Raw genomic sequence first — 18,742 nt, forward strand, 5'->3', positions numbered from 1 at the left:
GACATGGACGATCAGACCCTGAACAGCAGCATCGCCCTGATCCTGAACGGCAAGCCCGTCTCGGTCGCCGTGGCGCCGGGTGAACGGCTGTCGGAAACCCTGCGCGAAAGGCTGGGCGCGCGGGATGTCAAGATCGGCTGCAATGCCGGCGATTGCGGGGCCTGTTCGGTCCTGCTGGACGGGCAGTCGGTCTGCGCCTGCCTGACCCCGACGCAGCAGGCCGAAGGCCATCGGGTCGAGACGCTGGCCGGTCTGGTCAAGGGCGATCCGCTGGCGCAAAGGCTGGCCGGCAGCTTTCAGGATCACGGTGCCGCGCAATGTGGCATCTGCACGCCGGGGATGATGGTCTCGGCCGTGGCGCTGCTGCGGCGCGATGCGGCACCGGACGAGGATGCGATCAAATCCGCCCTGGGCGGGGTGCTGTGCCGCTGCACGGGTTATCGCAAGATACTGGACGCAGTGGCGGGGCTGCCCGGCCATTGCGACGACACGGGCGGCGCGGGCGCGGCGATCCGCAGGCTGGACGGGGCAGGCAAGGTCGCCGGGACCGAGCCCTTTGGCGACGATGTCGCGCCGCCCGGCACGCTGGAGGTGATGGTGATCCGTTCGCCGTTCCCGCGCGCCTCGTTCCGCTTTGGCGATCTGGACGCATGGCAGGCCGCCATGCCCGGCATCAAGGCGGTGCTGACGGCGGCGGATGTGCCCGGCAGGAACCGTTTCGGCGTCATCCCCGACTTCGCCGACCAGCCGGTCTTTGCCGAGCAGATCGCACGGTTCCGGGGCGAGGCGGTCGCGGCCATTGTCGGCACACCCGAAGCGGTCCGCGCTTTCCGCCCCGAGGCATTTCCCGTGGAATGGACCGAACTGGAGGCGGTGACCGATGTGGTCAGCGCCCGCGCCAAGGATGCGCCGCAACTGCATGACGGTCGCGCCGAAAACCTGATGTGCCGGGGCTTTGTGGCCTGTGGCGATTCCGAACGGGCGCTGCGGGACGCGGATATCGTCGCCGAGGGGCGGTTCAGCACCGGCTTTGTCGAACATGCCTATATCGAACCCGAGGCCGGTTTCGCCCGCACCTCTGGCGACCGGGTCGAGATCCACGCCTGCACGCAAAGCCCCGGCATGGATCTGGACTCGATGGAAATTATCCTTGGCATGGATCGCAGTCGCATCCGCATCGTTCCAACGGGCGTCGGCGGCGGCTTTGGATCAAAGCTGGATATCTCGGTTCAACCCTATCTGGCGCTGGCGGCGATCAAGACCGGACGGCCTGTCCGGATCACCTATTCACGCAGCGAATCCATGCAATCGACGACCAAGCGGCATCCGTCCGAAATTCACTTGCGGATCGGCGCGACAGTGGCCGGAGCGATCAGCGGCTTTGACTTTTCGGGCGATTTCAACACCGGAGCCTATGCTTCATGGGGCCCGACCGTGGCGAACCGGGTGCCGGTCCATGCCTCGGGGCCGTATCGCATCGCCGATTACCGGGCGGAATCGCGCGGCATCCACACGAATTGCCCGCCAGCCGGGGCGTTCCGGGGCTTTGGCGTGCCGCAATCGGCCATCGCGCAGGAAACGCTGTTTGACGAACTGGCCGAGCGTCTGGACATCGACCCGCTGGAGTTTCGCATCCGGAACGCGATGACGGACGGGGTGCCCACGGTCTGCGGGCAGGTCTTTGAAACGGGCGTCGGCGCAAGGGCATGCCTTGAGGCGCTGCGCCCCGCCTGGCAGGAACAGCGCGCCGCCGCTGCCGCCTTCAACGCGCGGTCCACAGGGCCGCTGCGCCGGGGCGTGGGTGTCGCGGCGGGCTGGTACGGCTGCGGCAATACCTCGCTGCCCAACCCCTCGACCATACGTGCGGGAATCCGCGCCGATGGAACCGTGGTGCTGCATCAGGGCGCGATGGATATAGGGCAGGGCGCAAATACCGTGATCACCCAGATATTCGCGACCGCACTGGGCTGCACGCCCGATCTGATCGCGCGGCTGGGGGCCGACACGGATATAACGCCGGATGCGGGCAAGACCTCGGCCTCGCGGCAGACATTCGTGTCGGGCAATGCCGCGCGGCTGTGTGGCGAGGCGTTGCGACGCAACATCCTGCGCCATGTCAACGCCTCGGACAGCGCGGTGATCGGTTTCAGCGATGACATGATCCGCGTCACCGATGCCGGGGCAACGCATGAGATCGCCACGACCGGCCTGCCCTCCGATGCCCTTGGCTATGTCTTTGCCGCGCAGGAAACCTATGACCCGCCGACCCGGCCTCTGGACGAGAACGGTCAGGGCGTCCCCTATGCGCAGTTCGGCTATGCCGCGCAGCTTGCCGTGGTCGAGGTGGATCAGGCTTTGGGCACCGTCACACCGCTGCGTTTTGTCGCGGCCCATGATGTCGGCAAGGCGATCAACCCGATGCTGGTCGAGGGGCAGATTCAGGGCGGCATCGCGCAGGGTCTGGGTATGGCTCTGATGGAGGAGTACATTCCCGGACGCACCGAAAACCTGCATGACTATCTGATTCCGACCATTGGCGACATTCCTCCCATCGACACGCTGATCCTTGAGGTCGCGGATGCCCATGGCCCCTATGGTGCAAAGGGTCTGGGCGAACATGTACTGATCCCCACCGCGCCCGCCTTGCTGAATGCCATCGCCGATGCCTCGGGGGTGCGCATGCGTCAGGTTCCCGTCACGCCGTCCCGGCTGCGCGACGCCATAAAAGGTAAAGACAAATGACCGAACGAGCCGCAAGAGAAGCCAAGATCCGCTGCGATGCCTGCCCCGTGCTGTGCTATATCGCCGAAGGCCGTGCGGGGGCCTGCGACCGCTATGCCAATCACGGCGGCACGATCGTGCGGCTGGACCCGTTGACGATCATTGAAAATTCGAAACAAAGCGGGGCGATGGCCGTGCCCTTCATGAAGGGCACCGATGGCAATGACTGGGATGGCGATCTGGTGCAGGCGAACCGCCCCTTCGTGACCGCCGTGGGCGCGGGCACCACCTATCCCGATTACAAGCCCGCCCCCTTCATCGTCAGCCAGCGGGTCGATGACGCCGATATGGTCACGGTCGTGACCGAGGGCATCTTCAGCTATTGCGGGGTCAAGGTAAAGATCGACACCGACCGTTTTCTGGGGCACGAACGCGCCATCGTCCGCTGTCAGGGCGAACCGGTCGGCCATGTCATGACCAGCGAATATGGATCGCGCATGCTGTCGCTTGGCGGGGTCGAACATCTGACCGGCGGTTCCAAGAAAGAAGGCCGCGTCACCTGCGATGCGCTGCTGAAGCTGTGCAACTGCGAGGCGGTGGAACTGACCATTGACGATGGAGCCACGGTCGTCGTGCAGGCGGGCAGGGCACCCGTCGTGAACGGCGTCCCTGAAAAGCTGATGCGCGTCGGCTGCGGTTCCGCGACCATCGGCATGTTCGCCTCGGAATGGGCGCAGCATGTCGATGAGGTGGTGGTGGTCGATGACCACATCACCGGCGTGCTGTCCGAACATCAGGCGGGCAAGCTGCTGAACGTGCCGCCCACCGGCATCCGCATCAACGGCCGCAGATCGACGCCGGGACGCTATTTCCAGGTGTCCGGGCCGGGCACCGGCTGGGGCGGCACCGATATCGAGGATCCGCTGTCGATCCTCAAGCCGTTTGACACGGATGTTGCATGGCAGGGTCTGCGCCTGCTGATGGTCTCGACCACGGGCGAGCAATACGGCTATTTCGAGCTTGACGCCGAACTGAACCCGGTGGCCGCGCCGCTGCCCGAGGATCTGCGGCAATCCATCGAACTGATCGCCGAAAACTGCGAACCCTCGCTGTGTTCGGTTCTGTTCATGGGCGGCGCGGGCGGATCGCTGCGCGCGGGCGTGACCCGGAACCCGGTCAAACTGACCAATTCCGTGCGGGATTCGCTGACCCATGTGTCCTGCGGCGGGGCCAGCGCCTATGTCTGGCCGGGCGGCGGCATTACCGTCATGGCCGATGTGGCCGACATGCCCAGCAATTCCTTCGGCTATGTCCCCACCCCCGCACTGGTCGCGCCGATCGAGTTCACCATGCGCCTGTCCGATTACATCGCCCTTGGCGGCCATGCCGGACATGTGCGCCCCATCGACGAGGTGGTGTCGGGAACCGTGCGTCGCGTCGGGCAGAAGGATCCGCAGGCCGACCCGGTCGCGCGGCACAATTACCTGTGGAACGACAAGGGCTGAGGCAGTCATGCAGGGCCCGGTTGCCGCATTACTGGACGGGGGCGCGCGGCTTCATCTTCAGCATGGCCCCATCGACCTGATCATCGGAGCAGATGATCCGGGCCGCGACCGGGCCTTCGCCGCCGCCGCCGCGCGCTTTGACGGCATGCTTGAGGGGCTGGTCAGCGAATTGCCCGCGCATCGCGCGCCTTTGCTGCCTGATACGCCCGAACCTGCCGATCCGGTGGCGCGGCGAATGTACCGTGCCGCCCGGCCCTTTTGCGACCGGGCGTTTCTGACCCCGATGATCGCCGTCGCGGGCGCGGTGGCCGATGCGGTTCTTGCCGCGATGATCGCGGCGGGACCGCTGCGGCGGGCCTATGTCAACAATGGCGGCGATATTGCGCTGCATCTGGACGGCGCGGCGGAATTTTCCATCGCAATGGCCGACCTGCGCGGAACGGATTTGGGGCGCATCCGGCTGGATGCCGCTGATGGCATTGGCGGTGTGGCGACCAGCGGAGCAGGCGGGCGCAGCCTGTCGCTTGGCATCGCCGACAGCGTGACGGTGTTGGCCCGCGATGCGGCGACGGCGGATGTCGCGGCAACCCTGATCGGCAATGCCGTGGACCTGCCGGATCATCCCGGCATCCGGCGCATGCCCGCCAGGGATCTGCAACCCGACAGCGATCTTGGCAACCGCCCGGTCGTGACCAGTGTACCCCGGCTGACCGACGGTGCCTGTGACGGTGCCTTGCGCGCAGGTCGCCTTTGCGCCGATGAGATGATAACCAGTGGATTGATCAAGGGGGCCGCCCTCTTCCTGCAAGGCCGCTGGGTCTGTGCCGGTACCGTGGCCGCCGGGATCCGCGCGACAAGGATGGAGATCGCACATGCCAAAGCTTAACGTCAGAAAACGTGTCATCGTCGTGGAAGAGATCTTTCACGAAGGCGGGCCGGTCTCGGAGAAACCGTTGCTGCGCGGGGCCGCCTTTGCGGTGCTGACCAACCCCTTCGCGGGCCGCTATGAGCCCGATATTCAGGGCTTCATGGACGATTTGCGCCCGCTTGGGCTGGACATGGCGACCAAGCTGGCCGAGGCACTTGGCGGGGCGGGCAAGATCGAAGGTTATGGCAAGGGGTCGCTGGTCGGCGCGGCGGGCGAGCTGGAACACGGTGCGCTGTGGCACGCGCCGGGCGGATATGCCATGCGGCAGGTTCTGGACGGCACCAAGGCAATCGTTCCCTCGGCCAAGAAGGTCGGAGGGGTAGGCGCGCGGCTTGATGTGCCGGTCACGCATGTCAACGCCTCTTATGTGCGCAGCCATTTCGACTCAATGGAAGTCGGGCTGAACGACGCGCCCCGCGCCGATGAATTGCTGTTCGCTCTGGTCATGACCACCGGGCCGCGCATCCATTCGCGTTCCGGCGGGCTGGAAGCATGGGATATCAAGGGAGAGGATGGCCTGAAATGAGCGCGAAGATCAGAAAGATTGCCACTTGGGTCGAGGAAACGCATCTTGAGGCCGGCCGCCCGATCACCCCGCCCACCCGCAAGGCCGTGTCGGCGGCGGTGATCGAGAACCCTTTCGCGGGCCGCTATGTCGAGGATCTGTCCGATCTGATCGAAATCGGGGCCGAGCTTGGCGCGCTGCTGGGCGAAAAGGCCGTCGCGGCACTGGGGATCAAGCCGGACGACGTGCAAAGCTATGGCAAGGCCGCGATGGTGGGCGAAAATGGCGAACTGGAACACGCGGCCGCAATCCTGCACCCGAAACTGGGCGCACCGCTGCGTAAAGCGGTCGGCAAGGGGGCCGCACTGGTGCCTTCGTCCAAAAAGCGCGGTGGGCCGGGGCAGGATCTGGACATCCCGCTGGGGCACAAGGACGCCGCCTATGTCCGGTCACATTTCGACGGCGTCGAGATGCGCCTGAACGATGCCCCGCGCGCAAATGAAATCCTGGTCGCCGTGGCCGTGACCGACAGCGGCCGCCCCTTGCCGCGCGTCGGCGGTCTGACCCATGACGAGGCCGAGGGCCGCGACGGGCTGCGTTGACGCGACGGGATATGCCCTTGAAACCCTGTGCTGCGTTTCGCCTTGCCGCCCGGTCAGGGGATTGCTGAAACGATGGCGCGGCTTGCGCCGTTAAAGCTTTGCCCGATCCCAAAACCGGGAGGTATGACAGCCTGCGCGGTCGAACCGAACCGTGTACAGGCGAATATCCGCTGACATGTCTCAAAAGGCGGAGTTTCCCCAGAAGCCACGATAAAAACAGCAAAAATCTGTGCGCCGAAATGTCGCATGCATTTGTTAACCGGCTTGCAACCCGCAAAACGGGCTGATTCGGCGGAAAACCGCGATCTGACCTAACGGCAGGTCTGGAATGCGCGGCACAATGATAGAGTTAAGTACAGTGTATTCACTATTTCCATTTTTTAAGGAGAACCATCATGATTTCTGATGCAGGAGCAAGATTGCGGCAGGCGGACACCGTGCGGTCGTCGATAGATCTGGCAGCCGAGCAATTGAAAAAAATCGCTGGCAAAAACCCACTGCCCCCTAAAAAAAGTGGCAAGGTTGATTTGGCGGATGCCCTCAACACAGAGCAGGTGCAGGCTATCGCCGAGAAACTCGCAAGAGCGGCTCGTCGCTTGACTGCAACAAAATAGCGGAACAGCCAATCTTGGCCGCAGAACTTTTCAGAGGCCGGCGAAAGTCTGCCTCTGGTTTGTTCGAGTGTCCCGGACGATGAGCTTCGTGAATGCAGGAATGGCTGTCCGGGACCGGCCCTCGAAATGATCGAGACCAAGTTCTTCCCTGAGCTGCTGATGCGCCTGTTCGCACATCCATCTGGCCCTGATGGCAGCCCCGAGCCTTGGACGAAACGGACGTTGTCGCTATTCGTTCATGACGACGGATGCATTGACGAGGCGCGCAAAATCGGCTTCGAGATGCGCCATTGTTACATCGAAGATGACTTTGGCGGTCTGACCCGCAGCAGGCAGGTCAACGCCGACTACGGCATCCCGAACGACCGTCATGTCAAAGCCAGGATCAGCGCCGTTTCGGACTGTGCTGTTCACAAAGAAACCGGCAACCGCCCCGGTGACAACCAGATCGGTGATGCCTTCCCGGCACTTGCCCCGCAGACGGCCCCGGAAATGTAAGCCCAGTCATGTCGCCGGACCGGTTCACTTTCGAGTCAACGATCTTCGCCAATGGTAGCACATGGACGGAAGTCGGGGCAAAAGCTGCAAAGCGGTTCTGGCAGCCTTGGAATACGGCTTTCTCCGTATGCCGACATTCGAGGTATGGTAGCTTTGTCCCGCACAGTCGGCATTCCTGCGGCGGCATTCGAAAAGGCTGTTGATATCAGTTCGATTTCTGGCGCGGGATGAAGGGCAGGGGGGCGATCGGTACGCCGTCCTCGACCAGTTTGCGGGCCTCGTCCAGACGCGCCTCGCCATGAATCGCGCGACTGGGGCTGCGGCCTTCATGCATGGCGCGCGCCTCGTTGGCGAATTGTACCCCAACATAGTCGGAATTGGCCTCGACATGCTGACGCAGCTTTTCCAGAGCCTGTTCTCCGGTCGAGCGGGGGGCGGTCAGCCGCGCCTTTTCGGCGGGAACGGCGGGGGCCATCAGCGCCTTTTCGACCTTTGGAGAACCGCACAGCGCGCAAGTGACCTGCCCGGCGGCCAGCATCGTCTGAAACGCATCGGACGAACGGTACCAGCCATCGAAATCATGGCCTTCATTGCAGCGCAGGGCATAGCGGATCATGGGTTCTCCTGTTGTTGACCCATAATATCATGTGCGGCGGGCTTTCGCGCAAGATCCGTCAGACGGGCGACCAGCGCGGCAGGGTCGCCCGCGCGCCCGTCCAGCAGCCGCCGCGCCGCAGCCCCCATCGCCCGCGCCGCTACCGGATCGCCGGCCAGTTCCGCCAGCGCCGCCCCAAGCGACTGCGCCGTTATCGCCCGCGCCGCGCCCGCCGCATCCAGCGCCGCAAAGCTTTCGGCATGATTGCTGACATCGGGACCGTGCAGGATGGCGCAGCGAAAGGCGGCGGGCTCCCAGGGGGTGTGCCCGCCATGTTCGGCCAGCGAGCCGCCGACGATGCAAAGGCCCGCGCGCGCATACCAGCGCGGCATCTCGCCCAATGTGTCGGCCAGCAGCAGCGGGGCGGTTTCCACCCCCTCGGACCGGCGCAGCACCGGCAGGCCGCGTGCCGCGATCAGCGCCGCGATCTCGTCCCCGCGCCGGGGATGGCGGGGGGCCAGAATCAGCCGCAGGTCAGGATGGCGTTCCCGTGCCGCAAGCCAGCCGTCCAGAATGATCGCGTCCTCGCCCTCGTGGGTCGAGGCCCCCAGCACCACATTGTTGCGCGCGGGATCTTCGGGCGGCGGGGCGATGGCCGCCGGGCCAAGCAGTTTCAGATCCAGCCGGGGCAGGATAGCCGGTTCGCGCAGCCCAAGATCGCGCAACCGTGCTTCGCTGCCCGCATCCTGCGCCGACAACGCCTCGATCCGCCCCAGAACCGGCGTGATCACCCGCCGCAACCGCCCCCACCGCCGGGCCGAGCGCGCCGAGATCCGCGCCCCGATCATCGCCTGGGGAATGCCGCGTTCGGCCAGCATCCGCGACCGCAGGGGCCAGAACTCGCCCTCGACAGTCAGCGCAAGGGCGGGCCGGACTGCGTCCAGAAACCGTGCCAGCGCGCCGGGCATGTCCAGCGGCGCCAGCCGCGCCGGCAGCCCCCAGCCCCGGACCAGATCGCGCCCGGTCACGCTGTTCGCCGTCACCTGCAGGCGCAACCCCTGCGCCGCCAGCGCCCCGATCACCGGCCGCGCCGAGGTCAGTTCGCCCACCGAGGCGCCATGCACCCAGATTTCAGCCGCGCCCGGTGGTGCGTCCAGTACCAACCGGTCACGCAGATCGCCCGATCCGCCCATCCCGGCCCGCAGCCTCAGCAAGGCTTCGGCCAGTCCTGTCGCGGCGGAATAGATCATGGGACGGCCTGGAGGTCAGAAAGTGGAGGTGGGTACCGGAATCGAACCGGTCTTCACGGATTTGCAATCCGGTGCGTAACCTCTCCGCCAACCCACCGCCGTCGAAGGTGCGACCGGCTTAATGGATCGGCAGGTTTGTTGCAAGACGTGAATGAGCGACGTTGCCGTGACGCCGGAATCATGGCAATACAGTCCGCAAAGCAGGTCGAGCAGAGGGTTGAGTATGACCGATTTCGCCGCGCGGCGCACCATGATGGTGGATACGCAGGTACGCCCGAACGACGTCACGAAATATCCGGTGATCGAGGCGATGCTGGCAATTCCGCGAGAGGAATTTGTCCCCGCCTCGCGGCGTGCCGTCGCCTATACAGGAGAAAATCTTGATATCGGCGGCGGGCGCGTGATGCTTGAGCCCCGGACCATGTCCAAGATGGTCGATGCGCTGGACATCCGGCCCTCTGATCTGGTTCTGGATCTGGCCTGCGGCTATGGCTATTCGGCGGCGGTGATGGCGCGGATGGCCGAGGCCGTGGTTGCCATTGAGGATGACGGCGAACGCGCGGCCGAGGCCGAAAAGCGGCTGGCCGATGCCGGGGTCTATAACGTTGCGGTACTGACCGGCGAACTGGCGCAGGGCAATGTGAAGCAGGGCCCTTACGACGCGATCCTCGTCGAGGGCGCCGTGGAAGAGGTTCCCGCCGCGCTGCTGGATCAATTGAAAGAGGGCGGGCGCATCGCCGCGCTGTTCATGGAGGGCGCGCTTGGCGTGGCCAGAATCGGCATCCGGCTGAACGGGCGTGTCAACTGGCGTTATGCGTTCAACGCGCATGCGCCATTGCTTGAAGGTTTCGTGCGCGAACGGGGGTTTATCTTGTGAAACGTTTTCCGAACATGTTCCGCCTTGCAGCCGTGGCCACGCTGTCAATCGGGGTGGCGCTGCCATCCTGGGCGGAATCGCTGGCCGACAGCATGGTCGCCGCCTATCGCCATTCCGCGCTGATCGACCAGAATCGCGCCGTGCTGCGCGCGGCGGATGAGGATGTCGCTGCTGCGATCTCGGGCATCCGGCCGGTTCTGGAATGGGTCGGCAATTATTCGGCCCAGCATGTCCAGGATGGCGGAACGACGCATACCATGTCGCTGGCCCTGCAGGCCGAGATGGTCCTGTATGACTGGGGCCGGACGGCCATCGCGGTCGATGCGGCCAAGGAACAGGTTCTTGCCACGCGTCAGGCGCTGGTCGGGGTCGAACAGGATGTGCTGCTGTCCTCGGTTCAGGCCTTTTTCGACGTGCGCCAGGGGATCGAGCAGGTGGCGCTGCAACAGAACTCGGTCCGGGTGATCGGGCAGGAACGGCAGGCTGCGCTGGACCGGTTCGAGGTCGGTGAAATCACCGTGACCGATGTGGCGCAGGCGGATGCGCGTCTGGCCGCGACCCGCGCGACGCTGGCCGCCGCCGAAGGTTCGCTTGAGGTCGCGCGCGAGGAATATCTGCGTGTCACCGGCGCGAAACCGGGAACGCTGGACGCCCCGCCGCCCCTGCCGCAAATGCCCGCGAATGTCGATGCTGCCCGCGCCGTGGCGCAGAAGAATCACCCCGCGATCCTTCAGGCGCAGCGCTCGGTCGCGGCCGCCGAACTGGGGGTTGCCGGGGCGGTGGCCGAACGGAATCCGTCGCTGTCCGCGACAGGTTCGGTCGGGCGTCAGCGCAGCGATGCCAGCAGTCCGACGGGCGATCAGCAGTTGAACAACTATGCCAGTCTTGGCCTGCAAATGCGGCAGACCCTGTATTCGGGGGGGCGGCTGCCCGCCGCGCATCGCAAGTCGATGGCCCTTCGGGACGAGGCGCGCAGCGTCATGCTGAACACCGCGCGGCAGGTGAATCAGCAGGTCGGAACCTCGTGGGCCAATATTGAGGTCGCCCGTGCCCAGATTACTGCCATTGATCAGCAGATTTCGGCGGCACAGCAGGCATTCGACGGCGTCAGCGAAGAGGCGCAGCTTGGCGCGCGGACCACGCTGGACGTGCTGGATGCCGAACAATCGCTGCTGCAGGCGCGTGCGGACAAGATTACTGCGGATGCCAATCTTCAGTTAGCACATTATCAACTATTGGCTGCTATGGGTTTGTTGACGGTAGAACACCTGAAACTGGGGATCCCGACCTATGACCCATCGCAATACTACAACGCTGTGCGCGACGCGCCTTATACCAGCCGGCAGGGCGAAAGCCTCGACCGGGTTTTGCGCGCCATCGGCCGCAACTGAAATTTCGGCCATGGGGGTATCCCATGGCTGAGCTTCATCCCAACTCGGCAGCCCGCCTGTCCGAAGATATCGGCGATGTGCTGACTGCGATTCGCCGCCTGATAGCGGATGACGAGGCTTTGACCGCCATCCGCGCAACCGTTCCCGCCCCTCATGCGGATGTTGTGGACGAGGATGCCGCCGAATTTCTGGCCCGCCGTTACGGTGGCGATGCCGCATTGGCGCGGCGTCTGGCCAGCGCCCGGCCGGTGGAACGAGAGGTGGCGGATGCGACGGCGGACGCGCGCGACATTCAGCGGCGTCGTGCCTCAAATGAGGTTGCGGCAGCCGCTGAACCCGATCTTGAACCCGAACCCGAACCTCAGGCCGCAGCCGATCCCGTGCCCATCCCGTCCTTCGTGGCCCGGCCCTCGGCACCGGTGGCAAAGCTGACGGTCGTTCCCTCGCCGGTGCAGCCCGTTCCGAATGCGCCAGCCCCCCTGCGACTGGAGGCGTCGCGGCGTCATCCGCCCTCGGCGTGGAAATTCTGGCAAAGGCCGGAACCAGACGAGGCCGCGAAGGCCGTTTTGCCCCTTGAGCAACAGGTAACGCCTCCGCTGGCCGCGCCGACAACTGCGGACGTCGCCAGCGAGTTTTCGGCGCTGGTGGATGACGATGACGAATTTGCCGAAGCCTTTGACTGGAAGGCGCGGATGCGGCCCGAATTGCTGGAAGCTGCTGCGCCGATTGTTGCCGGGCAGCCGGAACCGGACGCCACCCTGCAACTGACCAGTAACGAGGCGATTGCCGAAGTCGTGGATGAACCCGCAACGGTAGCGGCGCCTGCGATCCCGGCCCTGAGCCCGGAAGACGAAGAGCAGAGCATCCGCGAATTGCTGCGCGAAATGATCCAGGAGGAATTGCACGGCGAACTGGGCCAGCGCTTTGCCCGAAACCTGCGCGCGGTGATCCGCCGCGAAGTCGCCGCCGCGATCGACGAACAGATGGATCGCTTCTGAGCAGGTCCACGACCCTGCCCGATGCGGCGGGGCAACGGGTCAAGAGCATTGGAAAGGGCGGCGCATCCACGCGCCGCCCCAAGCTTATTTGAGGTAATCTTCGGGATCGACGCTGTCGAAACCCCGACGGACCTCGAAATGGATGAAACCCGCGCCTCCGGCGGTGCCGATGGCCTGGCCGACAGTGACGCTGTTGCCCTTGGCCACGTCAAGCTTGTCCATGCCGGTATAGACGGTCATCAACCCGCCATCATGCCGGATGACGACGATGGGCGTGCCTTTCGTGTCGCGTGTGATTGCCGCGACCGTGCCCGAACCGGCGGCTTTGACCGCCGTGCCAGCCGGTGCGGCAATGTCAATTCCTTCGTTCCTTCCCTTTTCATAGACGCGCACGATCGCACCCGGAACCGGCATGCTGAACCTTCCCCCCGAGGATGCGGCGGTTCGTGACGCGCCCATGTCGGGAGCGTTGGTTTTCGGGCCGGGATCGGTGGCGGCTGCGGTTTGTTCGGCCGGCAGGGGTTCCGAGGCAGAGGGCGGGCGGGGGGTGGGGCTGCCGCTGCCGGGCGCGGTGGTCACGGCGGTGGGATTCGGTGCCTGCTGGCCCGGAACCGGGATGATCAGCCGCTGACCGACACGGACGGTCATATTCGACGGAAGGCCATTCCATGACGCCAGATCCTGCACGCCGACCCCGTATTTGCGCGCGATGGACCAGGCGGTTTCACCCGCCGCGACTTGGTGCTGGCGCGGTTGCAGCGACGAGGCGGGGGCTGCTGTCGGCGGCGTGGCTGCGGCGACCGGGCTGCGGCCGGGAATATCGGGTCGCGCCATGCCCTGCGCCGCGAAGGGGTCGCTGACAATGCCGGTGCTGCTGGTGCGGCCCGGTGCCGTTGCCATTGGCGCGCCCGCCGCAACCGGGCGCGGCAGGACCAGCAACGAGCCGGGATCCAGCGGTGAGTTGGCGGGCAGGGCGTTGTGGCGGGCCAGTTCGTCCGCCCCAAGACCAAGCCGCGTGGCGACCGTGGCGGGCGTGTCGCCCGCCTGCGCCAGCGCGACCTGCGTATTGCCAAAGGTGATCACCCCGCGATTGTCCGGGGCAGGGCGGGGGGCCGCGCGTGACGCGGCCTCGGCGGTGGACAGTGTCCCCGGTATCCAGCCGCGCAAATCGGGGTCGAACCCGGTATTCGCCCCGCAAGAGGCCAGCAACGCCGCCGACGCGGCCATTGCGGCCAGTATTTTGATTTTCCTGCTCATTTTCACCACTCTCAACCTGCCGCCTCTGGCGCGGGGATCATGTCTGACCCAATCCCTCGACCAGAGGCACGAAACGCACCTGCCGCAATTCGTCATAGTCGAACCCGGCATCGGTCCGCGTGACACGGATCAGAGTCTGAACCGCATCGGACTGACCGACTGGCACCACCATGATACCGCCGATCTTCAGTTGTGCCAATAATGGCCCCGGCGGATCTTCGGCTGCGGCAGTCACCAGAATGCGATCAAAGGGGGCCTGTTCGGGCAACCCGCGAGAGCCGTCTGCAATTTGCGCGGTAATGTTGGACAGGCCAAGCTGACGAAAGATCGCCTCGGCCTCTTGTACAAGGCGACGATGGCGATCCACGGTATAGACACGGCGGCACAACCCCGACAGAACCGCCGCCTGATAGCCCGATCCCGTCCCGATCTCCAGCACGGTGTCGCGGGGGCCAGAGTTCAGCGCCTGGGTCATCAGGCCGACGACCGAGGGCTGGCTGATCGTCTGGCCGCAGGGGATGGGCAGGGGCGTGTCCTCATAGGCGCGGTCGGCGAACTGGCCGCGCACGAACAGGCCGCGGTCGATACGCTCCATCGCTGACAGGACACGCGGGTCCGTCACCCCGCGCGAGCGAAGCTGGAACACGAACCGCATCTGCCGTTCCGCCGGGCTTTCCTGATCCTCCGCGCTCATCTGGTTCAGCGGGCCTCTTGCGGGGCAGGGGGGGGCAGGTCGCTGTCCAGCGCCCCCGACAGCGTTTTCACCGATGCGTGGCATGTCAGATCGGCGCGCATGGGCGTGATGGCGACATAGCCGTCCAGACTGACGGCGACATCGCTGCCCGCATCGGCCGGTGCATGCTGTGACCCGCCCGAGACCCACATGAATCGCCGTCCGTTCGGCGCGGTATAGGGGGTGACGCCAAAGCCGGTGTCCCTGCGCCGCCCCTGTGGTGCCGTGCGCATGCCGCGTACGCCGCTGGCCGGAACGGGCGGGAAGTTGACGTTATAGAACAGCCGGAAATCGTCATGGGGGGTCCAGTCCGCGTGATCCAGCAGATGCCGCACCACCGCCACGCCATGCACGCGCGCGGCTTCGAACGGATCGTCGAGGGTCATGGTCTGCGGGCCCAGATATTGCGACAGGGCGATGGCGGGCAGGCCCTGCAGCGCGGCCTCCATCGCGCCGCCGATCGTGCCGGAATACATCGCGTTCTCGCCCGCGTTATTGCCCCGGTTGACGCCCGACAGCACCAGATCAGGCGGTGTGCCCGTCATCAGGTCGGACACGGCGGCCAGCACGCAATCGGCGGGGCTGCCCTCGGCGGCATAACGGCGGTCGGCAAGGCGCGCGATCATCGTGGGATGCGAATAGCTGATGCAATGCGCGACCCCCGATTGTTCGAATGCGGGGGCCACTGTCCACACCTCGCCCCTGGGCCCCGCGATCCCGGCGGCGATTTCGGCCAGAACCTCAAGGCCCGGCGCGTTGATTCCGTCGTCATTGGTGATAAGAATGCGCATCGCGCCTGCCCCTTTTTCACGCCCGTGCTCTGGTTTCTGCTTAGCGATGTGGCGGCAACGCTTCAACCCGTTGCCTTTTGGGCACAAAGCCGTTTGACGCCGCTTTCGGCGCAGGGCATGGTGACGAAAGCCAGTCCGCCCAAACTCGTCATGCAGATTTTCCTTCCCATCGCCGAGGTTTCCGTCAACGCCTTTACCCTTGTCGGGTTGGGCGGCATCGTTGGATTAATGAGCGGATTGTTCGGCGTAGGAGGGGGATTTCTCATCACGCCGCTGCTGTTCTTCATCGGAATCCCTCCGCCCATCGCGGTGGCGACGGGCGCGAATCAGGTGGTGGCTTCGTCCGTGTCGGGCGTGCTGGCCCATGTCAAACGCAAGACCGTCGATTTCCGCATGGGGCTTGTGCTGCTGATCGGAGGGCTGGTCGGGTCGTTTCTGGGCGTGCGCGTGTTCACCATTCTGCAAAGCGTCGGTCAGGTCGATCTGGTCGTGCAGCTTTGCTATGTGGTGTTCCTTGGCCTGATCGGCGCGATGATGTTACAGGAAAGCATCCGGGCACTGCGCCGGTCGAAAAACCCGACCTACCGCAAGCGGCTGCATCAGCATAACTGGGTGCACCGCTGGCCGCTGAAGATGAAGTTCCGCACCTCGGGTCTGTATATCAGCCTGATTCCGGTGGTGCTGGTCGGGGTCGCGGTGGGGATTCTGGCGGCGATCATGGGGGTGGGCGGCGGGTTCATCATGGTGCCTGCAATGATCTATCTGCTGGGAATGCCGACCAAGGTCGTGGTCGGAACCTCGCTGTTCCAGATCACGTTTGTGACCGCCTTTACCACGCTGATGCATGCCATCAGCTATAACACCGTCGATGTCATGCTGGCGGTGCTGCTGATCGTGGGCGGCGTGATCGGGGCGCAGATCGGCACCTCGCTTGGTGCGAAATTGCGGGCCGAGCAGTTGCGCATCCTGCTGGCGCTGCTGGTGCTGGCGGTTTGTGGCAAGCTGGCGCTGGATCTGTTCCTGCGCCCGGACGAGCTGTATTCGATCACCACGGAGGTCCGGTGATGCGCGCGCTGGCCCTTGCCGCCGCCGCATTGCTGCTGGCCCTGCCGGTATCGGCGCAGGTGCCGGGCGCATCCACGGTGCCACCTGCCGGCGATTCCTATCCGGTCTATCCTGATCCGGGCCAGAGGCGCGGGCCGCAGGCCGTCGTGCCTGCCGTGCCCGGTGAAAAGGTGGTGGCCGGGCTGTCGCGCGATTCCGTCGCGATCACGGCCAGTTTCGACGGATCCGACATCCTGATCTATGGCGCGGTCAAGCGCGAGGCTCCGGTGCCACCTGGTCCGCCCTTGCAGGTGATCATCACCGTTGAAGGCCCGTCCGAGCCGCTGACGATCTGGAAAAAGGAACGTCGGGCAGGCATCTGGATCAATGCCGAAAAGGTCGAGGTCGGCGCAGCGCCGGGGCTGTATGTCGTGGCAAGTTCGGGGCCGCTGGACCGGATCCTTGGTAAAGAGTGGGACAGCCGTTATCGCATCTCGCTGCCGCTGGCGCTGCGCGCCTTTGCCGGGCAGATCGATGTGGATAACCCGGTCCCCTATACCGAGGCGCTGATCCGGCTGCGCGAGCAGAACGGCCTGTACCGGCTGGATCAGGGCAGTGTGAAGCTGGTCGATCAGACGCTGTTTCGCGCCGATGTCAGCCTGCCCGCCAATCTGATCGAAGGCGATTACAAGACCCGCATCTTCCTGCTGCGCGACGGGCGGGTCGTCGATGTCTATCGCGCGCCGATTCAGGTCCGCAAGGTCGGGCTGGAACGCTGGCTGTACCGGCTGGCCTTTGACCAGCCATTCCTTTACGGGCTGATGTCGCTGGCCGTCGCGGTGGTCGCCGGCTGGGGGGCCTCTGCCCTGTTCCGCAAGCTGCGGCGCGCGTGATCGCGGCTTGTGCCAACGGCACCGACAGCCGATTGTTCGGGAATGCGGGACGATGCTGCCGTTCGCGCAAGTGCTGGATGCCGCGACGCGACCCGTCATTTCAGTCAGCCGCTGCACCGGGAAGGCCGGGCAAGGGCGAATCATCCTTGGCGAGAATCGGGGCCGGCCTCCGCGAAAAAGGTTCCGCTCTGATCTGTCGCGCAGGTTTGATCGCGTCAGTCACAAAGAATACTATTCGATTGACACTGGCCAGATCATCCCACTAGAAAAAAGCGCATGGGGCCTGCGGTGGCCTCGTGAGGCGTCAGCCGGAATGCCGCATCCTCTCAAACTCGAACAGAGAAGGATGCCGCTGTGGCTTCTCCAACGGAAATCAAACCTTTGCAACTTGCCCGGCTTGTCGGGACGGATGAATGCCCGGTTATCATTGATGTGCGCATCGACGAGGATGTCGATGACGATCCCCGCATGGTTCCCGGTGCGCGGCGCCATCCCTTCACCGAGGTCACAGCACTTGCCCGCAGTCTCGTTGGTATGCGGGCCCTGATCTATTGCCAGAAAGGGCTGAAACTCAGTCAGGGCGTAGCGGCGATCCTGCGCGCCGAGGGCGTCTCGGCGGAAACGCTGGAGGGCGGATACGCCGCCTGGCGCAACGCGGGGTTGCCGATGATCGACTCTGCGAAACTGCCGCCGCGCAACGCACAGGGCCGGACCGTCTGGGTGACGCGGCATCGCCCCAAGATCGACCGGATCGCCTGTCCCTGGTTGATCCGCCGTTTTATCGACCCCGCCGCGCAGTTTCTCTTTGTCGAGCCTGCGCAGGTGATGCATGTCGCCCAACGTTTCGACGCCACGCCCTTCGATATCGAGGGCGTGTTCTGGAGCCACCGGGGCGAGACCTGCACCTTCGACACGATGATCGCGGAATTCGGCCTGAAGATCGAGGCGCTGGACCGGCTGGCCCCGATCGTGCGCGGGGCCGATACCGACCGGCACGATCTGGCGCCAGAGGCGGCCGGGTTGCTGGCGGCCTCGCTTGGCTTGTCGCGCATGTATCGGGACGATCTCGAACAGCTTGCTGCCGGGATGGCGCTTTACGACATGTTCTATCGTTGGGCGCGCGATGCGACCGGCGAGGGTCACAACTGGCCCGCCGCGCTTGTGAAAGGCTGATCCAATGGCCACGACGATAACGGTCAGCCGGTCCGAGGCGTTCCGGGTCTTCCTGAAGATCGGCCTGCTGTCCTTTGGCGGGCCAGCGGCGCAGATCGCGCTCATGCACCGGATTCTGGTCGTTGAACGCGGCTGGCTGACCGAGATACTATATCTGAACGCGCTGAGCTTCTGCATACTGTTGCCGGGGCCGGAGGCGATGCAACTGGCCACCTATGCCGGCTGGCGTCTGCACGGGAGTACCGGCGGGCTGATCGCCGGGTCGCTCTTTGTGCTGCCGGGCGCGATGGTGATCTTCGCGCTGGCGGGGCTTTACGTCGCTTTTGGCGGCGTGCCGCTGGTCGATACGTTGTTTCTGGGGGTGCAG

The 18,742-nt window shown here is 65.0% G+C and carries 19 protein-coding genes and 1 tRNA gene; 13 read left to right on the plus strand and 7 right to left on the minus strand.

What is annotated here, in order from left to right:
• Positions 1-3: 3 nt before the first annotated feature.
• The 6 genes from ACK5L9_RS11300 (at position 4) to ACK5L9_RS11325 (ending at position 6,875) form a co-directional block, all read left to right on the plus strand.
• Positions 4-2,742, plus strand: a complete 2,739-nt coding sequence (locus tag ACK5L9_RS11300; RefSeq protein WP_416911566.1) for a molybdopterin-dependent oxidoreductase — start codon at positions 4-6, stop codon at positions 2,740-2,742.
• Positions 2,739-4,226 carry a 6-hydroxynicotinate reductase gene (locus ACK5L9_RS11305; protein WP_416911567.1) on the plus strand — a complete coding sequence of 496 codons (1,488 nt, stop codon included), beginning with the start codon at positions 2,739-2,741 and terminating at the stop codon, positions 4,224-4,226. The genes ACK5L9_RS11300 and ACK5L9_RS11305 overlap by 4 nt, the downstream gene beginning before the upstream one ends.
• A 7-nt stretch (positions 4,227-4,233) precedes the next feature.
• Positions 4,234-5,112, plus strand: coding sequence for a UPF0280 family protein (locus ACK5L9_RS11310; protein WP_416911568.1), 879 nt, complete (start codon positions 4,234-4,236; stop codon positions 5,110-5,112).
• On the plus strand, positions 5,099-5,680 hold the full coding sequence (locus ACK5L9_RS11315) for an amino acid synthesis family protein (protein ID WP_416911569.1): 582 nt from the start codon (positions 5,099-5,101) through the stop codon (positions 5,678-5,680). Before ACK5L9_RS11310 ends, ACK5L9_RS11315 begins: the two co-directional genes overlap by 14 nt.
• Positions 5,677-6,261, plus strand: a complete 585-nt coding sequence (locus tag ACK5L9_RS11320; RefSeq protein ID WP_416911570.1) for an amino acid synthesis family protein — start codon at positions 5,677-5,679, stop codon at positions 6,259-6,261. Before ACK5L9_RS11315 ends, ACK5L9_RS11320 begins: the two co-directional genes overlap by 4 nt.
• 395 nt (positions 6,262-6,656) lie before the next feature.
• Entirely contained in the window at positions 6,657-6,875 is a 219-nt protein-coding gene (locus ACK5L9_RS11325) for a hypothetical protein (RefSeq protein WP_416911571.1), read from the plus strand.
• 228 nt (positions 6,876-7,103) lie between these two features.
• Here ACK5L9_RS11325 and ACK5L9_RS11330 read toward each other — a convergent pair whose 3' ends face one another.
• The 4 genes from ACK5L9_RS11330 to ACK5L9_RS11345 all read right to left on the minus strand — a co-directional run bounded on the left by ACK5L9_RS11330 (position 7,104) and on the right by ACK5L9_RS11345 (position 9,315).
• Positions 7,104-7,289: a hypothetical protein gene (locus ACK5L9_RS11330; RefSeq protein ID WP_416911572.1), complete on the minus strand. Its 186-nt coding sequence runs from the start codon at positions 7,287-7,289 to the stop codon at positions 7,104-7,106.
• Positions 7,290-7,578: 289 nt separating this feature from the next.
• Positions 7,579-7,989 (minus strand): DUF1178 family protein, encoded by a 411-nt coding sequence (locus tag ACK5L9_RS11335; protein WP_416911573.1) that lies wholly within the window; start codon positions 7,987-7,989, stop codon positions 7,579-7,581.
• Positions 7,986-9,218 carry a 3-deoxy-D-manno-octulosonic acid transferase gene (locus tag ACK5L9_RS11340; RefSeq protein ID WP_416911574.1) on the minus strand — a complete coding sequence of 411 codons (1,233 nt, stop codon included), beginning with the start codon at positions 9,216-9,218 and terminating at the stop codon, positions 7,986-7,988. Before ACK5L9_RS11340 ends, ACK5L9_RS11335 begins: the two co-directional genes overlap by 4 nt.
• Before the next feature lie 23 nt (positions 9,219-9,241).
• Positions 9,242-9,315, minus strand: a tRNA-Cys gene (locus tag ACK5L9_RS11345).
• 126 nt (positions 9,316-9,441) lie between these two features.
• Between ACK5L9_RS11345 and ACK5L9_RS11350 the strand changes: the two genes are divergently transcribed.
• The 3 genes from ACK5L9_RS11350 to ACK5L9_RS11360 are packed head-to-tail and all read left to right on the plus strand — an operon-like array spanning position 9,442 to position 12,484.
• A complete protein-coding gene (locus tag ACK5L9_RS11350) occupies positions 9,442-10,095 on the plus strand; it encodes a protein-L-isoaspartate O-methyltransferase family protein (RefSeq protein ID WP_416911575.1) in 654 nt (217 codons plus the stop codon).
• A 14-nt stretch (positions 10,096-10,109) separates the two neighbouring features.
• Positions 10,110-11,486 (plus strand): TolC family outer membrane protein, encoded by a 1,377-nt coding sequence (locus tag ACK5L9_RS11355; RefSeq protein ID WP_416911576.1) that lies wholly within the window; start codon positions 10,110-10,112, stop codon positions 11,484-11,486.
• A gap of 23 nt (positions 11,487-11,509) precedes the next feature.
• The gene (locus tag ACK5L9_RS11360) at positions 11,510-12,484 is read left to right on the plus strand and encodes a hypothetical protein (protein ID WP_416911577.1); all 975 of its coding nucleotides are present in this window, start codon (positions 11,510-11,512) and stop codon (positions 12,482-12,484) included.
• A gap of 84 nt (positions 12,485-12,568) precedes the next feature.
• Here ACK5L9_RS11360 and ACK5L9_RS11365 read toward each other — a convergent pair whose 3' ends face one another.
• From ACK5L9_RS11365 to surE, 3 genes are read right to left on the minus strand one after another with little or no spacing between them, the layout of a single operon-like run.
• The gene (locus ACK5L9_RS11365) at positions 12,569-13,741 is read right to left on the minus strand and encodes a LysM peptidoglycan-binding domain-containing protein (protein WP_416911578.1); all 1,173 of its coding nucleotides are present in this window, start codon (positions 13,739-13,741) and stop codon (positions 12,569-12,571) included.
• Positions 13,742-13,778: 37 nt separating this feature from the next.
• Complete coding sequence (locus tag ACK5L9_RS11370) at positions 13,779-14,435, minus strand: protein-L-isoaspartate(D-aspartate) O-methyltransferase (RefSeq protein WP_416911579.1); 657 nt, start codon at positions 14,433-14,435, stop codon at positions 13,779-13,781.
• A 5-nt stretch (positions 14,436-14,440) separates the two neighbouring features.
• On the minus strand, positions 14,441-15,265 hold the full coding sequence (surE, locus tag ACK5L9_RS11375) for a 5'/3'-nucleotidase SurE (RefSeq protein WP_416911580.1): 825 nt from the start codon (positions 15,263-15,265) through the stop codon (positions 14,441-14,443).
• A gap of 150 nt (positions 15,266-15,415) precedes the next feature.
• Here surE and ACK5L9_RS11380 point away from each other — a divergent pair, with 150 nt between their 5' ends.
• From ACK5L9_RS11380 to ACK5L9_RS11395, 4 genes are all read left to right on the plus strand, one after another.
• Entirely contained in the window at positions 15,416-16,330 is a 915-nt protein-coding gene (locus tag ACK5L9_RS11380) for a sulfite exporter TauE/SafE family protein (protein WP_416911581.1), read from the plus strand.
• Entirely contained in the window at positions 16,330-17,202 is an 873-nt protein-coding gene (locus ACK5L9_RS11385; protein WP_416911582.1) for a TIGR02186 family protein, read from the plus strand. Before ACK5L9_RS11380 ends, ACK5L9_RS11385 begins: the two co-directional genes overlap by 1 nt.
• Before the next feature lie 354 nt (positions 17,203-17,556).
• Positions 17,557-18,375 (plus strand): chromate resistance protein ChrB domain-containing protein, encoded by an 819-nt coding sequence (locus tag ACK5L9_RS11390; protein ID WP_416911583.1) that lies wholly within the window; start codon positions 17,557-17,559, stop codon positions 18,373-18,375.
• Positions 18,376-18,379: 4 nt separating this feature from the next.
• A partial coding sequence (locus ACK5L9_RS11395) for a chromate transporter (protein WP_416911584.1) occupies positions 18,380-18,742 on the plus strand: 363 nt, incomplete at its 3' end.

It is taken from the genome of Paracoccus sp. (in: a-proteobacteria) (genome assembly GCF_047973135.1).
In the GTDB taxonomy this organism is placed as follows: Bacteria; Pseudomonadota; Alphaproteobacteria; order Rhodobacterales; family Rhodobacteraceae; genus Paracoccus.